The 21,373-nt window shown below is 67.8% G+C and carries 21 protein-coding genes; 4 read left to right on the top strand and 17 right to left on the bottom strand.

Annotated elements, in window-relative coordinates; translation table 11 throughout:
* From AC3WRI_RS13035 to AC3WRI_RS13015, 5 genes are all read right to left on the bottom strand, one after another.
* Positions 1-1,167 (bottom strand): acyl-CoA dehydrogenase family protein, encoded by a 1,167-nt coding sequence (locus AC3WRI_RS13035; RefSeq protein WP_010814652.1) that lies wholly within the window; start codon positions 1,165-1,167, stop codon positions 1-3.
* Positions 1,168-1,226: 59 nt separating this feature from the next.
* Positions 1,227-2,204, bottom strand: coding sequence for a Bug family tripartite tricarboxylate transporter substrate binding protein (locus AC3WRI_RS13030; protein ID WP_010814651.1), 978 nt, complete (start codon positions 2,202-2,204; stop codon positions 1,227-1,229).
* Between the two features lie 50 nt (positions 2,205-2,254).
* On the bottom strand, positions 2,255-2,644 hold the full coding sequence (locus AC3WRI_RS13025) for a cupin domain-containing protein (protein WP_010814650.1): 390 nt from the start codon (positions 2,642-2,644) through the stop codon (positions 2,255-2,257).
* Positions 2,645-2,811: 167 nt separating this feature from the next.
* Positions 2,812-3,507, bottom strand: a complete 696-nt coding sequence (gene kdpE, locus AC3WRI_RS13020; RefSeq protein ID WP_010814649.1) for a two-component system response regulator KdpE — start codon at positions 3,505-3,507, stop codon at positions 2,812-2,814.
* A 31-nt stretch (positions 3,508-3,538) separates the two neighbouring features.
* On the bottom strand, positions 3,539-6,388 hold the full coding sequence (locus AC3WRI_RS13015) for a DUF4118 domain-containing protein (protein WP_492293403.1): 2,850 nt from the start codon (positions 6,386-6,388) through the stop codon (positions 3,539-3,541).
* A 390-nt stretch (positions 6,389-6,778) separates the two neighbouring features.
* Here AC3WRI_RS13015 and rpsU point away from each other — a divergent pair, with 390 nt between their 5' ends.
* From rpsU to AC3WRI_RS13000, 3 genes are all read left to right on the top strand, one after another.
* Entirely contained in the window at positions 6,779-6,991 is a 213-nt protein-coding gene (gene rpsU / locus AC3WRI_RS13010) for a 30S ribosomal protein S21 (protein WP_010814647.1), read from the top strand.
* Between the two features lie 202 nt (positions 6,992-7,193).
* A complete protein-coding gene (nodI, locus tag AC3WRI_RS13005; protein ID WP_026200447.1) occupies positions 7,194-8,105 on the top strand; it encodes a nodulation factor ABC transporter ATP-binding protein NodI in 912 nt (303 codons plus the stop codon).
* A gap of 14 nt (positions 8,106-8,119) precedes the next feature.
* On the top strand, positions 8,120-8,983 hold the full coding sequence (locus AC3WRI_RS13000; RefSeq protein ID WP_010814645.1) for an ABC transporter permease: 864 nt from the start codon (positions 8,120-8,122) through the stop codon (positions 8,981-8,983).
* Positions 8,984-9,002: 19 nt separating this feature from the next.
* On the opposite strand, the gene sugE is transcribed toward AC3WRI_RS13000, so the two are convergent.
* Positions 9,003-9,323, bottom strand: a complete 321-nt coding sequence (gene sugE, locus AC3WRI_RS12995) for a quaternary ammonium compound efflux SMR transporter SugE (protein ID WP_011615737.1) — start codon at positions 9,321-9,323, stop codon at positions 9,003-9,005.
* Positions 9,324-9,379: 56 nt separating this feature from the next.
* On the opposite strand from sugE, the gene AC3WRI_RS12990 reads away from it, so the two are divergent.
* Positions 9,380-9,634, top strand: a complete 255-nt coding sequence (locus AC3WRI_RS12990) for a hypothetical protein (RefSeq protein WP_010814643.1) — start codon at positions 9,380-9,382, stop codon at positions 9,632-9,634.
* Between the two features lie 4 nt (positions 9,635-9,638).
* Here AC3WRI_RS12990 and AC3WRI_RS12985 read toward each other — a convergent pair whose 3' ends face one another.
* The 11 genes from AC3WRI_RS12985 to truA all read right to left on the bottom strand — a co-directional run bounded on the left by AC3WRI_RS12985 (position 9,639) and on the right by truA (position 21,301).
* Positions 9,639-10,844 carry an O-succinylhomoserine sulfhydrylase gene (locus AC3WRI_RS12985; protein WP_010814642.1) on the bottom strand — a complete coding sequence of 402 codons (1,206 nt, stop codon included), beginning with the start codon at positions 10,842-10,844 and terminating at the stop codon, positions 9,639-9,641.
* Between the two features lie 340 nt (positions 10,845-11,184).
* Positions 11,185-12,714, bottom strand: a complete 1,530-nt coding sequence (gene purF, locus AC3WRI_RS12980) for an amidophosphoribosyltransferase (protein ID WP_010814641.1) — start codon at positions 12,712-12,714, stop codon at positions 11,185-11,187.
* Positions 12,715-12,818: 104 nt separating this feature from the next.
* On the bottom strand, positions 12,819-13,316 hold the full coding sequence (locus AC3WRI_RS12975) for a CvpA family protein (protein ID WP_010814640.1): 498 nt from the start codon (positions 13,314-13,316) through the stop codon (positions 12,819-12,821).
* 42 nt (positions 13,317-13,358) lie between these two features.
* Complete coding sequence (locus tag AC3WRI_RS12970; RefSeq protein WP_041687813.1) at positions 13,359-14,081, bottom strand: SPOR domain-containing protein; 723 nt, start codon at positions 14,079-14,081, stop codon at positions 13,359-13,361.
* 108 nt (positions 14,082-14,189) lie between these two features.
* Positions 14,190-15,500 (bottom strand): bifunctional tetrahydrofolate synthase/dihydrofolate synthase, encoded by a 1,311-nt coding sequence (folC, locus tag AC3WRI_RS12965; protein WP_010814638.1) that lies wholly within the window; start codon positions 15,498-15,500, stop codon positions 14,190-14,192.
* Positions 15,501-15,656: 156 nt separating this feature from the next.
* Positions 15,657-16,529 (bottom strand): acetyl-CoA carboxylase, carboxyltransferase subunit beta, encoded by an 873-nt coding sequence (gene accD, locus AC3WRI_RS12960; RefSeq protein ID WP_010814637.1) that lies wholly within the window; start codon positions 16,527-16,529, stop codon positions 15,657-15,659.
* A 180-nt stretch (positions 16,530-16,709) separates the two neighbouring features.
* A complete protein-coding gene (gene trpA / locus AC3WRI_RS12955; RefSeq protein WP_492293402.1) occupies positions 16,710-17,507 on the bottom strand; it encodes a tryptophan synthase subunit alpha in 798 nt (265 codons plus the stop codon).
* A 1-nt stretch (position 17,508) separates the two neighbouring features.
* Entirely contained in the window at positions 17,509-18,435 is a 927-nt protein-coding gene (locus tag AC3WRI_RS12950; protein ID WP_010814635.1) for a DNA-methyltransferase, read from the bottom strand.
* Complete coding sequence (trpB, locus tag AC3WRI_RS12945) at positions 18,435-19,628, bottom strand: tryptophan synthase subunit beta (protein WP_010814634.1); 1,194 nt, start codon at positions 19,626-19,628, stop codon at positions 18,435-18,437. The genes AC3WRI_RS12950 and trpB overlap by 1 nt, the downstream gene beginning before the upstream one ends.
* Before the next feature lie 124 nt (positions 19,629-19,752).
* On the bottom strand, positions 19,753-20,496 hold the full coding sequence (locus AC3WRI_RS12940) for a phosphoribosylanthranilate isomerase (RefSeq protein ID WP_010814633.1): 744 nt from the start codon (positions 20,494-20,496) through the stop codon (positions 19,753-19,755).
* On the bottom strand, positions 20,483-21,301 hold the full coding sequence (gene truA / locus AC3WRI_RS12935; protein ID WP_011615742.1) for a tRNA pseudouridine(38-40) synthase TruA: 819 nt from the start codon (positions 21,299-21,301) through the stop codon (positions 20,483-20,485). The genes AC3WRI_RS12940 and truA overlap by 14 nt, the downstream gene beginning before the upstream one ends.
* Between the last annotated feature and the right edge of the window lie 72 nt (positions 21,302-21,373).

Here is a 21,373-nt window from a genome sequence, read left to right as displayed (position 1 = left end):
TCAGTACGACTTGGGCAAACCCAGCACGCGCTCGGCGATAAAGCACATGATCAGCTGCGGGCTGACCGGCGCGATGCGCGGGATATAGGACTCGCGCAGCAGCCGCTCGACGCGGTACTCGCGCGAGTAGCCCATGCCGCCCAGCGTCAGGATCGCGGTCTGGCACGCGTTATGGCCGGCCTCGGCGGCGAGGTACTTTGCCGTGTTGGCCTCGGCGCCGCAGGACTGCCCGGCGTCATAGCGCGCGGCGGCCTTGAGCATCATCAGGTTGGCCGACTCCAGCTGCATCCAGGCCTGCGCCAGCGGATGCTGCACGCCCTGGTTCATGCCGATGGGGCGGCCGAACACCACGCGCTCCTTGGCGTACTGCGTGGCAATGGCCAGCGCCGCGCGGCCCAGGCCGATGGCCTCCGCCGCGATCAGGATGCGCTCCGGGTTAAGTCCGTGCAGGATGTACTCAAAGCCCCTGCCCTCTTCGCCGATGCGGTCTTCCTCCGGGATGAACAGGTCGTCGATAAACAGCATGTTGGTATCGACGGCGGCGCGGCCCATCTTGTCGATCTCGCGGATCTCGATCTTGCTGCGGTCGACTTTGGTGTAGAACAGCGACAGCCCTTCGGTCGACTTCTTCACCGACTCCAGCGGCGTGGTGCGCGCCAGCAGCAGCATGCGGTCGGCCACCTGCGCGGTCGAGATCCAGATCTTGCGCCCGCTCACCGAATAGCCGCCCGGCACCTTGCGCGCAAAGGTCTTGAGCTTGGTGGTGTCCAGGCCCGCGTCGGGCTCGGTCACGCCGAAGCAGGCCTTCTCCTGGCCGGCGATCAGCGGCGGCAGAAAGCGGCCCTTCTGTTCGTCGGTGCCGAACACCACCACCGGGTTCAGGCCGAACACATTCATATGCACTGCCGAGGCGCCGGTCATGCCAGCGCCCGACTGCGAGATGGTCTGCATCACCAGCGCCGCTTCCAGGATGCCCAGGCCCGCGCCACCGAAGGCCTCGGGCATCGCCACGCCCAGCCAGCCGCCTTCGCACAGCGTCTTGTAGAACTCGTGCGGATAGGTGCCGGACTTGTCCAGGCGATCCCAGTACTCCATGTCGAACTGCGTGCAGACCTGCTGCACGGCCTCGACGATGGATGCCTGTTCTTCGGAGAGGTCGAAATTCATAGCGTTACCTGCCTGATGTCGTTGTCTTGTTGGTTGTCTGATGGTTGCCCGAAGAGCGCCTATTCCGGCTGGATGCCAGCGTCTTTCACCAGCCGCGACCACTTCTGCAGCTCGGCCACGACAAACTGGCTGAGCTCGGCCGGCGTGCTGCCGAACGGCTCGAAGCCCAGCGCGTGGAACCGCGGCGCATGCTGCTTGCTGGTGGCGATGGCAACCAGTTCACGATTGAGCCGCTGCACCACCGGCGCCGGCACCCCGGCCGGCGCGAACACGCCGTTCCATGAGGTCACGTCGAAACCCTTCAGCTCCGGCACGCTCGCCAGCGGCGGCAGGTCGGGCAGCAGCTCGCTGCGCTGCGCGGTGGTCACCGCCAGCGCGCGCAGCTTGCCGGCGCGCACGTTGGCGATGCCTGCGGCAAAGTCGACGAACATCGCCTGCACCTGGCCACCCATCACATCGGTCATCGCCGGCGGCGTGCTCTTGTATGGCACGTGCAGCATGTTCAGCCCGGCCATCTTCGACAGCGTGGCGCCCGAGACGATGCCGGTGCTGTTGCCGCTGGCATAGCTCAGGCCCGGATGCGCCCTGGCATAGTCGATGAACTCGCGCAGCGTCTTCACCGGCAGCGCCGGGTTGACCACCAGCATGAACGGCAGGTTGCCCATGCGCGAGACCGGCGTGAAATCCTTGACCGGGTCATAGCGCAGCTGCTTCATCAGCGACGGGTTGGCCGAATGCGTGGTGTTGGTGGTCATGAACAGCGTGTAGCCATCGGCCGGGGCCTTGGCCACGAACTCGGCGGCAATGGTGCCGTTGGCGCCGGGCTTGTTGTCCACCACCACCGGCTGCTGCAGCGCCTCGCCCAGGTATTTGGCAGTCAGGCGGGCCACGGCATCGGTGCCGCTGCCGGCAGCGAACGGCACCACCAGGCGCAGCGGCCTGGACGGGAATTCATCGGCCGACAGCGCCGGGGTGGCGGCCAGCGCCGCGGTGCACCCGAGCACCAGGCTGGCAAAGGCATTGCTGAAGGACTTCACGGTAGTTGTCTCCTGTAGTTGTTCAATCCCTTGCCGTGACCAGCCGCGTCTTATGCGGGCCGTATCACGCGCTCGGGGGATTCCTCATATGGCGGGGAATAGATGACCAGAATCTTGGCCGGCTCGTCGCTGACCACGGTGAACACATGCATCTGGTCCGGCGGGAAGAAGCAGCAGTCGCCAGGGCCCAGTTCCTTTCGCTGGCCGCCGACCTCGGCCACGGCGCGGCCTTCCAGCACGTAGCAGACCTGCTCGATGCCGGGATGCGCGTGCGGCAGCGCGCCCTTGCCCTTCTCGATGGTGCCGTGGATCACTTCCAGATGCCGCGATCCGACGGTCTCTGGGCCGATCAGCCGGCGATTGAGGGTGCCGACATGGTTGGCGGGGTGGTAGCCCTCGACCTCGTCGGTCGAGATGAAATAGACGGGTTGGTCCTGCATGCGGTGCTCCTGCCTTAATTCATATCTATGAATAACAGTTTATTACCTTGAATTTATCCGTCAAACAATTTCGACATCGCTGCGGGTTTACCGGGAGTGCAAGGGGCGAGCGCCAGCCTCACGCGGCGCGTGATCGGCAAGAAAGTGTTGTGGGAGTGACCCGGCGCTCAGCCGGCGAAGCGGTAGCCCACGCCGATCTCGGTCAGCAGGTAGGCAGGCCGGGCCGGGTCGGCTTCCAGCTTGTGCCGCAGGTGCCCCATGTAGACGCGCAGGTACTGGCTGCTGTCGGCATGCGACGGCCCCCACACCTCGCGCAGCAGTTCGCGGTGGGTCATGACCTTGCCGCGATGCGCCAGCAGCACCGCCAGCAGCCGGAACTCGATCGGCGTCAGGTGCACCGGCTCCCCCGCGCGCGTGACCTGGCGGTTGGCCAGGTCCACGGCGATCTCGCCGAACGCCACCTGCGCCCGCCCCTGCGCGCCGGCACGCACATGGCGGCGCTGCAGCACGCGCAGGCGCGCCACCAGCTCGCCCACGCCGAAGGGCTTGGTCAGGTAGTCGTCGGCGCCGGCGTCGAGCGCGCGGATCTTCTCGGCCTCGCCGGTGCGCGCCGACAGCACCAGCACCGGCACTTCGGTCCAGGTGCGCAGGTCGCCGATCATCGATACGCCGTCGCCATCGGGCAGCCCCAGGTCCAGGATCACCAGGTCCGGCTGGCGCGTGCCGGCCTCGATCAGTCCGCGCTGCAGCGATTCGGCCTCGTGCACGGTGCAGCCCTCGTCCTGCAGCGCCGCGCGCACGAAGCGGCGGATATGGGGCTCGTCTTCCACCAGCAGCACCGTGGGCGAAAACTCGAATGGCATAACGCGTCAGATCCTTGAAAGGTTGTCGGGTTCAGGCCGGCAAGCCGGCCGCTTCCGGTTCCAGCACTGGAGGGTTGCCGCGCGGCAGCGTGACCACGAAGCGCGCGCCGGTGCCTTCGCCCTGCGCCCGAGCATGCACCGGCTCGACGCGGATGCTGCCGCCGTGCGCCTGCACGATGGCCTCGCACACGGCCAGCCCCAGGCCCACCCCGGTGGTGGCGGACTCGCGCTCGCCGCGGGTGAATTTCTCGAACACCTGCCGCGCCATCGCCGCCGGCACGCCGGGGCCGTCGTCCTCGACGACGAGGTGCACGGCGTCGTCGGAGAGCTCGCCGCGCACGCGGATCTCGGTACCCGGCGCGGTGTACTTGGCCGCATTCTCCAGCAGGTTGCACAGCACGCGCTCCATCAGCACGCCATCGCATTCCACCAGCGGCAGTGCCGACAGGTCGGCCACCACCACGCGGTGCCGCGCCAGCGCATCGCGCAGCGACGCCAGCGCCGCGCCGGCCAGTTCTTCGAACGACTGCCATTCCTTGCGCAGCGCCACATTGCGGCTTTGCAGCCGCGCCATGTCGAGCAGGTTGGCCACCATCGCGTGCATGCGGCGCGCCTGGTCGCGCATGGCGCCGACGGTCTCGGCCACCTCCGGCGCCAGCGGCGTCGTGCCGCGCTGCAGGGTCTCGGCCATGCCGATCAGGCTGGTCAGCGGCGTGCGCAGGTCGTGAGACACCGCCGCCAGCAGCGAGCTGCGCAGGCGCTCGGACTCCATCGCCAGCAGCGCCTGCTGCGCCACCTCGACATAGTGCAGCCGCTCGATCGCAATCGCGATCAGCGTGGCAAAGACATCGACCTGGCGCCGCAGCGCGGGCTGAGCAAATGCGCGCCAGGTGCGCGGCTCCACTGCCAGCACGCCGCGCACCTGCATCGGCGCCTTCAGCGGCAGGTACAGCACCGTGCCGGAAGGCAGCGTGTCGGTGCCGGTGCCGGCCGGCTGGCCGTAGTTGAAGACCCATTGCGCCAGCACGTGGTCGACGGCATCGCTCTGTGCCGCGCCGCCGGCCTCGGGAGCCGTGGCCGCGGGCAGCAGCCGGCCGTCCGCGCCGACCAGGAAAAACGCGGCACGCGCATCGAACGCCGCGCGCAGGAAGCGGCTGCCGATACCGACGATCTGCGCGTCGGTCAGCGCCGCCGACAGCTCGCGCGCCAGCTCGTACAGCGTGCGCGCATCGGTCTCGCGCTGCACCGATACCTTGGCCTGCTCGCGCAGTCCGGCCGTCAGCTGGCCAATCACCAGCCCGACTGCCAGCATCACCAGGAAAGTCACCAGGTATTGCACGTCGCTGACCGCAAACGACAGCTGCGGCGGCACGAAGAAGAAATCAAACGCCCCCACCGCCACCAGCGCGGCGAACGCCCCCGCGGTACGTCCGTGGCGCAGCGCCACGCCGGCCACCGCCAGCAGGAACAGCATGGCGATATTGACCAGGTCGAACCATGGCCGCGCCAGCGCCGACAGCACGGTGGCGCCGGCGCACCAGGCCACCGCCCACAGCAGGCCCGGCCACTGCGCAGGCGGGGCTTCTGCCTGCGGCGGCTCGGTGCCGGGCAGCAGGGGCGCATCACCGGGGGTGTCCTGCCGGACGCTGTCGTCCGCCACGCGGATCACGTCGATCTCGGGACACGCCGCAGCCAGCGCATCGGCAAAACTGGTGCGCCCGAACAGCCACGCGCGCGCGCCCAGCCATGGCGCCAGCGCGCGCGCCAGCAGCGCGTGCATGCGGCCGGACAATGAAGCCCCGCCATCGGCCCAGCGCGCCGGCGTGCGGCCGATCAAGACCTTGGTCAGATTGTGCCGCCGCACATAGCCGGCCACCGCCGCCACCATGTCGCTGCCGGCCAGCGTTTCGGTACGCGCGCCCAGCGCCTCGGCCAGCCGCATGGCCTGGTCGAGCTGCTCGCGCTGGGCGTCGGGCACGGGTGCCAGGCGCGGCACCGACACCGTCACCACATGGCAGTCGCAATCGAGCTGCCCGGCCAGCCGGCGCGCGCTGCGCACCACCTGCGCAGCATCGCTGCCGTGGCCGACGCAGGCCAGCACCGCTTCACGCGTGCGCCAGACCGGCTCGATCGAGGCTTCCTGCCGGTAGGCGCGCACGTCGTCGTCGACGCGGTCGGCAGTGCGGCGCAGCGCCAGCTCGCGCAGCGCAATCAGGTTGCCCTTGCGGAAGAAATGCTGCACGGCATGGCGGGCCTGCTCGGGCACGTACACGCGCCCTTCGCGCAGGCGGCGCAGCAGCTCGTCGGCGGGCAGGTCGACCAGCACCACCTCGCCGGCATCGTCGAAGACCGTGTCGGGCACGGTCTCGCGCACGCGGATGCCGGTGATGCCGGCCACCGCCTGGTTCAGGCTGTCCAGGTGCTGGACGTTGACCGTGGTCCAGACATCGATGCCGGCCGACAGCAGTTCGGCGATGTCCTGCCAGCGCTTGGGGTGGCGGCTGCCGGGCGCGTTGCTGTGCGCCAGCTCATCCACCAGGATCAGCGCAGGCCGGCGTGCCAGGGCCGCATCGAGATCGAATTCCTGCAGCGTGCGGCCGCGGTAGTCGACGCGGCGCAATGGCACGCGCTCGATGCCTTCGGCCAGCGCCTCGGTTTCGGCGCGGCCATGGGTTTCGACCACGCCCACCACCACGTCGCCGCCCTGCTCGCGCTGCGCGCGCGCCGCAGCCAGCATGGCGAAGGTCTTGCCGACGCCGGCCGAAGCGCCGAAATAGATGCGCAGGCACCCGCGCGCGGCGCGTTCGCCGGCGGCCTGCATGCGCTGCAGCAGGTGGTCGGGGTCGGGGCGGGGATCGTCGGGTTGGCGCGGCTCAGGCATGGTGGTCGCGCTTGCCTCGCAGCGGCGGGAGCGCAGCCAGATTGTGCCACGCAGGCGTCGGCGTAAAGTGCGCCAAGGTAGACTAGCGGCGATTTCCGATCGCTACGCCCGCGCGCGCATTGCACTACATTCTTGACAGTGCAGTCGTATACATGCCATAGTTACGGGCGTATAGCATTCATGGAAACCGGTACTGTCAGGCTCCAGTTGTATAGGACCTGGCGCTATCACCCCTGACACTGGTTGCACGGACTGAAACGTCCACATCTTTCAGGTTCGCGGGGGCGCACCAGGGCATTAGCCCGGCGTGCAATACCAGTCGCTCCGGCGACCGCAGTTTCCCCCCGTGTGAACCAGCCGCTCCTTGCGGCAATCCCCTAAAGGACTGAATTGACTAAGATCGTCTTGAAACCCGGTGAGCCCGTTGAAGTTGCAATGCGGCGCTTCCGTCGCGCCATTCTGCAGACTGGCCTGATCGTTGAACTCAAGAGCCGCACCGCTTACGAGAAGCCGACGACCGAGCGCAAGCGCAAGAAGAAGGCCGCCGAAGCACGTCTGCGCAAGCGCCTGCGCATGCAGATGCTGCCGAAGAAGATGTACTGATCCGGTACGCTTCGCCGCCTGGCACCGCCGGGCATAAAAAAACCGCCAGTTCGCTGGCGGTTTTTTTATGCCTCGCGCCCAGGCCGGCCCCCGCTGCGCCTTGCCGCCGCGGCTTTTGCTGCACTGCGCCACCTGAGCATTGCGCCGATGACCGGCATAATGGCGGATATTGCGCCCGTGCGGCGCCACACCGGACCCTGCCTTGACTGCCATCCTAGAGTTGCGCAAGGTGCGCAAGCAATACGGCGACACGGTCGTGGTCGACGACCTCGATCTCCAGGTATTTCGCGGCCAGTGCTTCGGCCTGCTGGGACCCAACGGCGCCGGCAAGACCACCACGCTGCGCCTGCTGCTGGGCCTGACCACGCCCATGGCCGGCACGCTCACGCTGTGCGGCGAGCCCATCCCCGAGCGCGCGCCGCAGGCGCGCATGCGCGTGGGCGTGGTGCCGCAGTTCGACAACCTCGACCCGGATTTCTCGGTGATCGAGAACCTGCGCATCTTCGGGCGCTACTTCGGGCTGTCGTCGGCCGAGATCGAGCGGCGCGTGCCGATGCTGCTGGAATTCGCCCGGCTGGAAAACCGCGCCGATGCGCAGGTGCGCGACCTCTCCGGCGGCATGCGCCGGCGCCTGACGGTGGCACGCGCGCTGATCAACGACCCTGACCTGCTGGTGATGGACGAGCCCACCACCGGCCTGGACCCGCAGGCGCGCCACCTGATCTGGGAGCGCCTGAAGTCGCTGATGGCCAGCGGCAAGACCATCCTGCTGACCACGCACTTCATGGAAGAGGCCGAACGGCTGTGCAACTACCTGTGCGTGATCGACGGCGGCCGCAAGATTGCCGAAGGCAAGCCGCACGAGCTGATCGACAGCCAGATCGGCTGCGACGTGGTCGAGGTCTATGGCGATGAACTAGACACGCTGCGCGGCAGCCTGACGCCGCTGGCGCAACGTACTGAAATGAGCGGCGAGACGCTGTTCTGCTATGTGCGCGAGCCCGCCCCGCTGCTGGCGGCGCTGCACGGCAGGAACGGCGTGCGCTACCTGCACCGCCCGGCCAACCTGGAGGACGTGTTCCTCAAGCTGACCGGCCGCGAGATGCGGGACTGAACCGAGGGACTGACATGAGCGAACAGGATCCCCGCGCGGATACCACCACTGCCCCCGCGGCCGCTGGCGGCCACGCCGCCGCGACGCCGCGCCAGCGCTATCCACAGCCGCTGCTGCCGCGCAACCTGCGCAACTGGATGATGGTCTGGTACCGCAACTACATGGTGTGGAAGAAGCTGGCCATCCCGTCGATGATCGGCAACCTCGCCGACCCGATGATCTACCTGTTCGGCCTCGGCCTCGGGCTGGGGCTGATGGTGGGCCAGGTCAACGGGGTGTCGTATATCGCCTTCCTGGCCGCCGGCACCACCGCGTCCAGCGTGATGATGTCGGCCAGCTTCGAGTCGATGTATTCGGCGTTCTCGCGCATGCACGTGCAGCGCACCTGGGAGGCGATCATGCATGCCCCGCTGACGCTGGGCGACGTGGTGCTGGGCGAGATCGCCTGGGCGGCCAGCAAGGCGGTACTGTCCGGGCTGGCCATCATGCTGGTGGCGGGTGCGCTCGGCTATGCGCAGATGCCCGGCGCGCTGCTGGCGCTGCCGGTGATCGTGCTGGCCGGCATTGCCTTTGCCGCGCTGGCGATGACTGTCACCGCGCTGGCGCCCAGCTACGACTTCTTCATGTTCTACCAGACCCTGGTGATGACGCCGATGCTGCTGCTGTCGGGCGTGTTCTTCCCGCTGGAACAGTTGCCCGAGGGCGTGCAGGCAGCCACCAAGGTACTGCCGCTGGCGCATGCGGTGGCGCTGATCCGGCCGCTGATGCTGGGCCGTCCGTCGGAGGATGTCGGCCTGCACCTGGCGGTACTGGGCGCCTATGCAATGGTGGCGCTGGTAGTGTGCCTGATGCTGCTGCGCCGCCGGCTGCTGCGCTAAGACTGCCGCATGCCGGGCCTCAGGCGCTGCCCACGAGCTTGAGCCCGGCAATCCCGCACACGATCAGGCCGATGCAGGCCAGCCGCGCCGCAGTGGCGGGCTCATTGAAGAGTATGATGCCGAGGATCGCGGTGCCGACCGCGCCAATCCCGGTCCAGACAGCATAGCCGGTCCCGACCGGGATATGCCGCAGCGCCAGCGCCAGCAGCAGCACGCTGATGGCCATGCCGATCAGCGTGATGACGCTGGGCACCAGCCGCGTAAAACCTTCGGTGTACTTCAGCCCGATCGCCCACACCACCTCGAACAGCCCTGCCAGGGCCAGCAGTGTCCATGCCATATCGATTTCTCGGATTGCGTCGCAACGTGCGCAACGATAGCGGAGATTCCGCCACCTTGCAGCGCACCGTCCTGGCACTGGCGGCCGCATGCGCCACGGCGTCACTGGCCGGGTGCATGGTGATGGCCGTGGGTAGTGCCGCGGTGTCGACGGTGGCTACCGTCGGATCGGCCGCCGTCAGCGTGGCGACAACCGCGGTCAGCACCACCTACGACGTCACGGCCGCAGGCGTGAAGGCCGTGGCCGGCAGCGACGAACCCGCGCCGCCCCCGTCGCCACAACCTGCACAGCCGCCACAGCCGGCGCAGTAAGCCCTCAGTCGCCCAGGCCGCGCAGCAGGTCGGCCTTCAGGTCATCGACCGACTCCAGCCCCACCGCCAGCCGGATCAGCCCTTCGCCGACGCCCGCGGCCGCCTTGGCCTCGGGGCTCACGCGCGCGTGCGTGGTGGTGTACGGGTGCGTGATGGTGGTGCGGGTGTCGCCCAGGTTGCCGGTGATCGAGCACAGCCGGGTGTTGTCGATCACGCGCCAGGCATTGGCCCGCTGCTGCTCGGGCGTGGCGCCCTTCAGCTCGAACGACACGATCGCGCCGCCGCCGCTTTGCTGGCGCATGGCGATCTCGTGCTGCGGGTGCGACTTCAGCGCCGGGTGGAACACGCGCGCCACCGCCGGATGCGATTCCAGGAACTGCGCCAGCGCCAGCGCGCTGGCCGAATGGCGTTCCATGCGGATCGCCAGCGTCTCCATGCCCTTGAGCAGCACCCAGGCGTTGAACGCCGACAGCGTCGGGCCCGCGGTGCGAACGAACGGGAACACCTTGCCCATGATGAAGTCGTGCGAGCCCAGCACCGCGCCGCCCAGCACGCGGCCCTGGCCGTCGATATGCTTGGTGGCCGAATGCACCACGATGTCGGCGCCGAACTTCATCGGCTGCTGCAGCGCCGGCGAACAGAAGCAGTTGTCGACCACCAGCAGCGCGCCGGCGTCGTGGGCGATGTCGGCCACGGCGGCGATATCGGCCACTTCGGTCAGCGGGTTCGACGGCGTTTCCAGGAAGAGCAGCTTGGTGTTCGGGCGCACCGCGGCGCGCCATGCGTTCAGGTCGCTCGGGTCGACGAAGGTGGTCTCGACGCCGAACTTCGAGAAGATATTGCCGAACAGCGTCATGGTCGAGCCGAAGATCGCGCGCGAGCTGACCAGGTGGTCGCCCGCCTGCATCGACGACAGCACCACCGACAGGATCGCGCTCATGCCCGAGGCGGTCGCCATGCAGGCCTGCGCGCCTTCCAGCGCGGCCAGGCGCGACTGGAACATCGACACGGTCGGGTTGGTGAAGCGCGAGTAGGTGAAGCCCTCTTCCGAGTTGGCGAAGCGTTCGGCGGCCTCGGCGGCGCTGTTGAAGCAGAAGCTCGAGGTCAGGTAAATGGCTTCGGAGTGCTCCATGAATTCGCTGCGCAGCGTGCCGGCGCGCACGCCGAGGGTGTCGATGCCGAGCGATTCGGGGTTGAGCGGTTCGTTCATGCTGGTGGAGCGCGGTCGTACCCGCGCGAATGCGATGGTTTCGACGAGCCGGCGCCGGCCAGGTGGACCGGCGCGCGGCCATGAAAAAAGCCCGTGCGATCGGGTGGTCGGATCGACGGGCTTGCTGTTCTGCGAATGGCCTTCGGCTTCAGGCTGTGGCGGCCGGCTTCCGGAAATCGCTGCGCCGCGAAGGCACTGCGCATCGGGAATCGTTGCTGACCGCCATCTCTTTAGCTGTTTCGGGCTGGACCCGCGTCCGCAAGCTGACTATCAAATCGACGCCCGGCCATGTTACGGCCGGGCTCCGCATTCGTCAACGCGCGGACAGCGGCGGCACGGCTTACTCGTTGCCGCCGGAGCGCTGCAGGTGCAGTTGCGAGCGCTCGGTGTCGCCATTGGTGCCGTCGCGGTCGGCCTGGCTGCGCGCCGTTTCCAGGCGGTTCAGGTAGGCCTCGTCGATATCGCCGGTGATGTAGCGGCCATCGAAGCACGAAGCATCGAAGTCCTTCAGCGCCGGGTTGATGTCGCGCACGGCCTGCTTCATCGCTTCCACGTCCTGGTACACCAGCTTGTCCGCGCCGATGATCTTCGCAATCTCTTCGTGGGTGCGGTTATGGGCCACCAGCTCGCTGCGGGTCGGCATGTCGATGCCATACACGTTGGGGTACTTCACCGGCGGCGCGGCCGAGGCGAAGATCACCTTGTTGGCGCCGGCATCGCGCGCCATCTGCACGATCTCGAACGAGGTGGTGCCGCGCACGATCGAGTCATCGACGATCAGCACGTTCTTGCCCTTGAACTCCACGCCCATGGCATTGAGCTTCTGGCGCACCGACTTCTTGCGCACCGCCTGGCCGGGCATGATGAAGGTGCGGCCGACGTAGCGGTTCTTGAAGAAGCCTTCGCGGTAGTTCACGCCCAGGCGGTTGGCCACCTGCATCGCGGCCGGACGGCTGGAATCGGGAATCGGCATGACCACGTCGACATCGCCGGCTGACACTTCCTGGCGGATCTTCTCGGCCAGGTAGTCGCCCATGCGCAGGCGCGCGTCATAGACCGGCACGCCGTCGATGCACGAATCCGGGCGGGCCAGGTAGACGTACTCGAAAATGCACGGCGTCAGCACCGCGTTCTCGGCGCACTGCTTGCTGTAGAGCTTGCCATCCAGGTCGATGAAGATGGCCTCGCCCGGCGCCACGTCGCGCTCGAGCTTGTAGCCGATGCCTTCCAGCGCCACGGACTCGGATGCCACCATCCACTCCTTGCCGGTGGGGGTCTCGACGCTGCCCAGGCACAGCGGGCGGATGCCGAACGGGTCGCGCACCGCCAGCATGCCGTAGCCGGCGATCTGCGCGGCAATGGCATACGAGCCGCGTACGCGGCGGTGCAGGCCGCTGACCGCCGTGAAGATGGTGTCCGGGTCCAGCGCCATGCCGTTGCTGGCGCGCTGCAGCTCGTCGGCCAGCACGTTCAGCAGCACTTCGGTGTCCGAATGCGTGTTGATGTGGCGGCGGTCGCGGCGGAACATCTCCTCGCGCAGCTGCTCCCAGTTGGTCAGGTTGCCGTTATGCGCCAGGATCACGCCATAGGGCGCGTTCACGTAGAACGGCTGCGCTTCTTCCTCGCTGGATGCCGAGCCAGCGGTCGGATAGCGCACCTGGCCGATACCGGCGGCGCCGGGCAGGCTGCGCATATTGCGGGTGCGGAAGACATCGCGCACCAGGCCGTTGGCCTTGTGCATGTGGAAAGTACTGCCGTTGGCGGTGGCGATGCCGGCAGCATCCTGTCCGCGATGTTGCAACAACAGCAGGCTGTCGTAAATCAATTGGTTGACAGGCGTGGCTGAAACCACGCCGACGATACCGCACATTGCCAAGCTCCCAGGAAAGGCTTTGAATCAGGGGGCGCAGCCTGGTCCGGAAATCCCCCGGACCCAAAGGCCTGCGTACTACCGACCGGGCACCATGCCCGGCTTCATGTCTTGACGTACTTCGCCAGCTCCGGCGGCAGCCATGGCTTCACCGATTCCATGGCCTGCATCACATAAGGGCGGCTTACCGCGTCGCGCCAGAACGGTTCTTCCGGCAATTTGGTCAGGCTGGCCAGCGTGACCATCACCATCACCAGCAGCACGCCGCGCAGCAGGCCGAACATCAGTCCCAGCCCGCGGTCGGCGGGCTTGAGCCCGGTGCTCTCCAGCAGCTGCCCGACCACCATGCCGGCCAGCGAGGCGCCCAGCACGGTGCCGATCAGCAGCACCACGAAACCCAGCGCATGGCGCGCCAGCTCGCCGCCAGGCATCGATTCAGGCATCCAGCCCGCGGCCACCGCGCCATAGCGGAACGCCACCCAGAACGCCACCACCCAGCCGATCAGCGAGAGCACCTCGCGCACCAGGCCGCGCAGCACGCCGAGCACGCCCGAGGCCAGCAGGATGAAGACCACGGCATAGTCGAAGAAAGTCGGCTGCATCATTGCTTGCGGCCGGGCACAGGCGCCGGCCGTGCTTGCCCCTTACTGTTCCACGACCTTCGAGGTCAGCCCCACCGCGCGCACACGCTTGTCGGCGGCGTCGGCGGCGTCACGGTCGCTGAAGGGGCCGGCACGCAGCAGGATGCGCTCGCCATCGGCCAGCATTTTCTTTTCGACATAGGCCGGGACCTTGCTCGCCTTGAGCTTGGCCAGCCAGCCCTTGGCGCGCTCTTCGGAAGAGAAGGCGCCGATCAGGATCAGGTACTTGCCGCTGCCCGGCTTGGCTTCGGGCTTGGCTTCAGCCCGTTGCGCCGGCTTGTCCGCAGCGGCTGCGGCGGCCGCGGGCTTGGGCGCGCTGACGATTTCCTCGCCGGCGTCGAGCGCCTCGGCATCATTGCGCGCCGCCGGCGTGGGCGGCAGCGGGTCGGCCTTGCGCGGCTCGACGCGGGGCTTCTGCGCCCCCTGCGCGCCCGTGACCCCGTTTGCGACCTTTACCGAGACGTCATCGGACACCGGCCGCGGCTTGGTCTCGAACACGATCGGCAGCACGATCACGGCGGCCACCATCAGCACCACGGCGCCGATCAGGCGGCGGCGCGCGCGCTGCTTCTGCGGGAATTCGGGGTCGAGCGTATCGTCGGCATAGTCATCGGCCAGACGGCGCGACGAGGCGATGCCTGCACCCGTGTCGGTGCGCTGGCGCCGCGCACGCTCGGGTGCCGGGTCGTTGCCCTTGCGGGAAGAAAACAGCGAAAGCAGGCCCATAGATTGGTTCGGTGATACGGCCTTGTGGGGCCGCTCGTTGCGTTTGCCGCTCATTGATCGGCCAAGGCCGCCGGGGTTGCCAGGTCAGCGGGCGCCGGGGCGCCTGCTTCAGTTAGCCTGCGTGGCACGATACGCCATCACGCCGGCGACGGTATAGAACGATCCGAAGACCAGAATTCTATCATTCTCGGTGGCTCGCTCGATGGCATCGCGGAATGCCGCCTCGGGGCTGGAGAAGCAGGCCGCGGTGGCGTCCGGGCCGGGGCGGAATCCGCCCGCCTCCAGCTTGGCGAGCAGGTCCGCGGCCCTGGCGGCGCGCTCGGTCGGCAGGTCGCACAGGCACCAGTGGTCGACCTTGTCGGCCACGTGCTGCAGCACCCCGGCGATGTCCTTGTCCTGCATCGCGCCGAACACCGCGTAGGTGTAGCGGAAGAACCCCATGTTCTCCAGGTTCTGCCCCAGCGTGGCCGCCGCATGCGGATTGTGCGCCACGTCCAGGATCACGGCCGGGCGGCCTGGCAGCACCTGGAAGCGGCCCGGCAGCTCGACAAAAGCCAGGCCGTTGCGCACTTCCTGTGCGCTGACCGGCAGGCGCGGGCGCATGGCCTGCAGCGCGGCCAGCGCCGCCGCCGCGTTGAGCAGCTGGTTGGCGCCGCGCAGCGCCGGGTAGCCCAGGCCGTTAAGCTTGCGCCCGCCGCCGCTCCAGTCCCATTGCTGGCGCTCCTGGCCCTTGGCGGCGTGGAAATGGTAGTCGCGCCCCACCAGCCACAACTCGGCGCCGACGGCCTCGGCGTGCGCCACCAGCGACTTGGGCGGCATCGGGTCGCCGCAGATCGCGGGCACGCCCGGGCGGAAGATGCCGGCCTTCTCGAAGCCGATCTCCTCGCGCGTATGGCCCAGGTACTGGGTATGGTCGATATCGACGCTGGTGACGATGGCGCAGTCGGTATCGATCACGTTGACCGCGTCCAGGCGCCCGCCCAGGCCCACTTCCAGGATGATCGCGTCCAGCCCGGCCGCGGCGAAGGCATGAATGATCGCCAGCGTGGTGAACTCGAAGTAGGTCAGGCTGACCGGGTCGGCAAAGCTGTTGCGCGCGCGCTCGACCGCCTCGAAATGCGGCAGCAGCTGCGCATCGGTGGCGATCTCGCCATTGATGCGGGCGCGCTCGTTGAACGAGATCAGGTGCGGCGAGGTATGGCAGCCCACCTTGTAGCCGGCCTCCAGCAGGATGCGCTCGAGCATCGCGCAGGTAGAGCCCTTGCCGTTGGTGCCGCCCACCGTGAACACCACGGCGTCGATGCGCAGCCCGAGGGCCTCCTTCACGCGCGTGATGCGCGCCAGGCCCATGTCGATGCCCACGGGATGGGCGGTTTCGAGATGGGCAAGCCATTCGGGGAGCGTATGGAAGACAGGCATGTGGGGTGCGAGGAAAAGCTGTTGCTACCAGATTTGGCCAGCCAGCGGCAAAGTCAAGGCCGGGCTTGCACCCGGCCCGACATAGCCACCGGGGCGGCCAGGAAAAGCGAAAGGCGCGTCAACCACCCGCGCCCTTGATCTGCCATGCAGACGTTGTTATGCCACCGCGTCGGCCGGCTGCTTCTGCAGCAGCGCCAGCAGCTGCGCCAGTTCCGCGCGCATCTTGCGGCGGTCGACGATCATGTCGATAGCGCCCTTCTGGATCAGGAACTCCGAGCGCTGGAAGCCTTCAGGCAGCTTCTCGCGCACGGTCTGCTCGATCACGCGCGGGCCGGCAAAGCCGATCAGCGCCTTGGGCTCGGCGATCACCACGTCGCCCAGGAAGGCGAAGCTGGCCGACACGCCGCCCATGGTCGGGTCGGTCAGCACGCTGATGAACGGCAGCTTGGCCGCGCTCAGCTGGTTCAGCATCGAGGTGGTCTTGGCCATCTGCAGCAGCGACAGCAGGCTTTCCTGCATGCGCGCGCCGCCGGTGGCGGTAAAGCAGATGAACGGCACCTTCTGCTCCAGCGCAGCCTGCGCGCCGCGCACGAAGCGCTCACCCACCACCGAGCCCATCGAACCGCCCATGAACTCGAACTCGAAGCAGCTGACCACCACCGGGATGGTGTGGATGGCACCGCCCATCACCACCATGGCATCGGTCTCGCCGGTGTCATCCATGGCGGCCTTGATGCGGTCCGGGTACTTCTTGGAATCCTTGAACTTGAGGGCGTCGACCGGCACGATCTCCTGGCCGATCTCATAGCGGCCTTCGGCGTCCAGCAGCCCGTCCAGGCGCGCCCGCGCGCTGATGCGCATATGGTGGTCGCACTTGGGGCAGACGTGCAGGTTGGCCTCGACGTCGGTCCGGTACAGGGTGGACTCGCACGACGGGCACTTGACCCACAATCCCTCAGGGATGCCCTTGCGGGTGCTGGGGTCGGTCTGTTGAATCTTGGGGGGCAGGAGTTTATCCAACCAGCTCATGAAAGCTCCTTTCGGATGACTGCGGTCCGCCGGCAAGCCCGGTGTCGGGACGCCTGTTGGCAGATGGCAGGGAATCAACCCGCGAATTTACCATGCCGGCCCGGTGACCTCGAAGCGCAACGCGCGATTTGCGCACATTGAAGCACTTAAAAATGATCATCAGGCCGACATTAGATCACTTCAACTATCCAGCGCCTGGCGGATCTCGGCGATAAACGCCTGCAGCGTCGCCACCGCCTGTTCGCGCGGGGTGTCCTCCAGCAGCTGCACCAGGCGGCTGCCGATCACCACGGCATCGGCCACGCTGCCGATCGCGCGCGCGGTCGGCGCGTCGCGGATGCCGAAGCCCACGCCCACCGGCAGGTTTGCATGCTGCTTGATCAGCGGCAGGCGCGCCGCCACGCTGTCCAGGTCGATCGCGGCCGAGCCGGTCACGCCCTTGAGCGACACGTAGTACAGGTAGCCGCTGGCCACGCGCGCCACGGCCTCGATGCGGGCATCGGTCGAAGTCGGCGCCAGCAGGAAGATCGGGTCCATGCCGTTGTCGCGCATCAGCGTGGCGAACGACTCGCACTCCTCGGGCGGATAGTCGACCACCAGCACGCCGTCGACGCCGGCTTCGCGCGCGGCGGCGGCAAAGACCTGCTCGCCCATGCACTCGATCGGATTGGCGTAGCCCATCAGCACCACCGGGGTATCGGCATTGGTCTGGCGGAACTCGCGCACCCACTGCAGCACCTGGGTCAGCGACACGCCCTGCGCCAGCGCGCGCTCGGAGGCGCGCTGGATCACCGGGCCGTCGGCCATCGGGTCGGAGAACGGCACGCCCAGCTCGATCACGTCAGCGCCGCCCGCCACCAGCGCATGCATCAGCGCCACGGTCAGGCCGGGCTCGGGATCGCCGGCGGTGATAAACGGAATCAGGCCCTTCTTCTGCTGCGCGGCCAGCGCCGCGAACGTCTTCTGGATACGGGACATATCAGGGAATCAGGTGAGGCCGCGGCGCCGGCGAGACATCGTCGTTGGCGGCGGCCAGGGTTGGGGTGGCGGCAGGCTCGGCGGCTGCATTCGTGACGGCAAGGGCTGCAGCGGCGGCAGACACGCGATCGCATGCCACCTGCACATACTCCGGGTTGATCTCGAAGCCGGCAAAGCGCCGTCCGTGGCGCAGGCAGGCCACCGCGGTGGTGCCGCTGCCGGCGAACGGATCCAGCACCAGGCCGCCCGGCGGGCAGCTTGACAGCACCATGCGCTCGACGATTTCCAGCGGCTTCTGCGTCGGGTGGTTGGCGCGCTCCGGGTCCTGGCGGTGGATGCGCGAGACGCTCCACAGGTCCTTCGGGTTGTAGCCCACCTCCAGCCACTTCTTGCCTTCGAAACGCGGACGGCTGCGCGCCTTCTTGGTCTCGGGGTCGTAGGGAATGCGGACCGGGTCGAGATCGAAGTAGTAGTCGCGCGCGCGGGCAAAAAAGCCGATGTTGTCGTGCACCGACGAGAACTTGCGCGTGGTGCCGCCCATGCTGGGCACGCGGCGGTCCCAGATGATCTCGTTGATCATGGTCAGGCGCCGCTTGAGCATCACGAACAGCTCGGGCGAATACTGCCAGGTGCAGAACAGGTAGAGCGTTCCCTTGGGCGCGAGCTTGGGCACGACCGCGTTCATCCAGCGCTCGGACCAGTCCAGATACTCCTGGCCCGACAGCAGGTCGGAATCGTTGCCGTAGTCCTTGCCCAGCCCGTAGGGCGGATCGGCGACGATCAGGTCGACCGAGCCGTCCGGCAGGCGGGCAATGCCCTCGAACATGTCTTCCTGGAACAGGCGCAGCTGGGCGGAATCGGGCGCTCCGGACGCATCCGGCGCGCCCGCGCCGCCCACGGCAAGTCCGGTCGGAGGCAGCGCGCGCATCAGAGCTTGAGCCCCGCGCGCTCGGCCACGGTGTGCATGTCCTTGTCGCCGCGGCCGGACAGGTTCACCAGCAGCAGCTTGTCCTTGGGCAGCGTCGGCGCCAGCTTGCAGGCATAGGCGATGGCGTGGCTCGATTCCAGCGCCGGGATGATGCCCTCGATGCGGCAGCAGTCGTGGAAGGCCTTGAGCGCTTCTTCATCCGTGATCGGCACGTACTGCGCGCGACCGCTGTCCTTGAGCCACGCATGCTCGGGGCCCACGCCCGGGTAGTCCAGGCCGGCCGACACCGAATGGGTCTCGATGATCTGGCCGTTGGCGTCCTGCAGCAGGTAGGTGCGGTTGCCGTGCAGCACGCCCGGCGTGCCGCCGGTCAGCGAGGCCGCGTGGCGGCCGGTGTCGAGGCCGTCGCCGGCGGCTTCCACACCGATCAGCTGCACGTCCTGGTGCTCGATATACGGGTAGAAGATGCCCATGGCATTGGAGCCGCCGCCGACGCAGGCGATCACGGCATCCGGCTGGCGGCCCGTCATCTCCGGCATCTGCACCTTGGCTTCCTCGCCGATCACGCACTGGAAGTCGCGCACCATCATCGGGTACGGATGCGGGCCGGCCACGGTGCCGATGATGTAGAAGGTGTTCTCGACGTTGGTGACCCAGTCGCGCATGGCTTCATTGAGCGCGTCCTTGAGCGTGCGCGAGCCGCTTTCCACCGGCACCACGGTGGCGCCCAGCAGCTTCATGCGGTAGACGTTGGCGGCCTGGCGCTTGACGTCCTCGGCCCCCATGTAGACCACGCACTCCATGCCGAAGCGCGCGGCAATGGTGGCGGTGGCCACGCCGTGCTGCCCTGCCCCGGTCTCGGCGATCACGCGCGGCTTGCCCATGCGCTTGGCCAGCAGCGCCTGGCCGATCACGTTGTTGATCTTGTGCGCGCCGGTGTGGTTCAGGTCTTCGCGCTTGAAGTAGATCTGCGCGCCACCGAGCGTCTCGCTCCAGCGCTGCGCGTGGTAGATCGGCGACGGGCGGCCGACAAAGTGCTTCAGTTCGCGGCGGTATTCGGCATCGAACTCCGGATCCTTCTGGTAGTGCGCATAGGCCTCGCGCAGCTCATCGAGCGCGTGGACCAGCGTTTCGGACACGAAGGTGCCGCCATAGGGGCCGAAATGGCCACGGGAATCGGGCAAGTCGTACATGTCTAGACTCTTCGGAACAGCGGCCTTGCCTCATCCGGCAAGGGCGCATGGTTGACTGCGATGCGTGTGCGCGCATGCGGCAGGCCACGGGCGGCATGGGGAAAGACGCGGGACACGGCCCGGCTCATCCTGCCTCGGCACTGCGCACAGCGCGCACGAACGCGGCGATGCGGGCGTGGTCCTTCACGCCCTTGGCGGCCTCTACCCCGCTGCTGACGTCCACAGCGTAGGGCCGCACGCGTTCAATCGCGCCAGCGACGTTTTGCGCGTTCAACCCACCACTCAAAACGATGCGAGGAGCGCCGCTTGCGTTCGGGTTGCCGGTAGCTGGTACCGGGGGAGTAGGCGGAAGCCATGCCGGGGGAATCAGGGTCCAGTCGAAGACGTGGCCGCCACCGCCGTAGCCTTCGACGAAGGCATCGAGCAGCAAGGCAGCGGCATCACGGTATTGATCGGCAAATTCTACCAAATCAAGCCCCGGGCGCACACGGGCGGCGCGCATGAAGGGCAGCCGGCAGCGCTGCGCCGCCTGCGTGCAGAACTGCGGGGTCTCGTCGCCGTGCAGTTGCAGCAGCGTCAGCGGCACGCGCTCGGCCACATGGGCGATGTCTTCCAGGTCGGCATTGACGAACAGCCCGGTGATCGCCACGAACGGCCCGGCGGCCTCGGCCAGCGCCGCGGCGCGCGCCACGTCGACGCAGCGCGGGCTGTTCGGGTAGAACACCAGCCCGATGGCATCGGCGCCGGCGTCCACGGCGGCGCGCACGTCGTCCTCGCGCGTCAGGCCGCAGATCTTGATGCGGGTGCGGGCCGGCATGTGCACTGTGCTGCCCGCCGTGCTGCCTTCAGCGGCCTCAGGCTGCGTCATCGAACACTCCATGGAACAGGCTCGCGGACGGATCGGCCGCGGGGATCTGGTAAGGATCAGGATACTTGACGCCGACCAGGTAGAGGCCGTCCGGCATGAAGGTCGGCGCCGCCAGCTTGCGCTCGCGCCCGGCCAGCACCTGCGCCAGCCAGTGCGCGGGGTAGCGTCCGCGCCCCACCGCCACCAGGCAGCCCATCAGGTTGCGCACCATGTGGTGCAGGAAGGCGCTGGCGCGAAAGCGCAGGAACACCCAGTTGCCGTCATCCCTGATGGTGACGTCGTACATGGTCTTGACCGGCGACTTGGCCTGGCATTCGGCGGCGCGGAAGGCGGAGAAATCATGCTCGCCGAGCAGGCATGCGGCGGCCTCGCGCATGGCGTCGACGTCGAGCCGCTGGCCCGGCGGCAGCATCTGGTAGCCGGCGCGGCCGTGCACCAGCGGCACGCGGTGTGGCCCGGTGTAGAGCGCGTAGTAATACATGCGCTCGAACGCCAGGAAACGCGCGTGGAAACCCTGGTCCACCGGCAGCGCCCATTGCAGCGCGATCGACGGCGGCAGGAAGGCGTTGACGCCGCGCACCCAGGAAAATGGCTCGCGCTCGAGCGCGGTGTCCAGGTGGATGACCTGGCCGAGCGCATGCACGCCGGTATCGGTGCGCCCCGCCACGGTGGTCAGCAGGCGCACCCCGGCAAAACGCTCGATGGCGTTTTCCAGGTGATCCTGCACGGTATTGCGGTGCGGCTGCGACTGCCAGCCGGAAAAGGCGGCGCCGTCGTAGTGCAGGCCAAGAGCGATGCGGTTCATGTCAGGGGATCGGGCAAGGCGGCGGGTACGTCCGGACGCAGCGGTTCACGCCAGGTCCGCCGAAAAAGCAAA

Source organism: Cupriavidus sp. FW305-27 (assembly GCF_058787995.1).
Note: the sequence above shows the minus strand (reverse complement) of the source record. Positions and strands in the feature narration are given on the sequence as shown.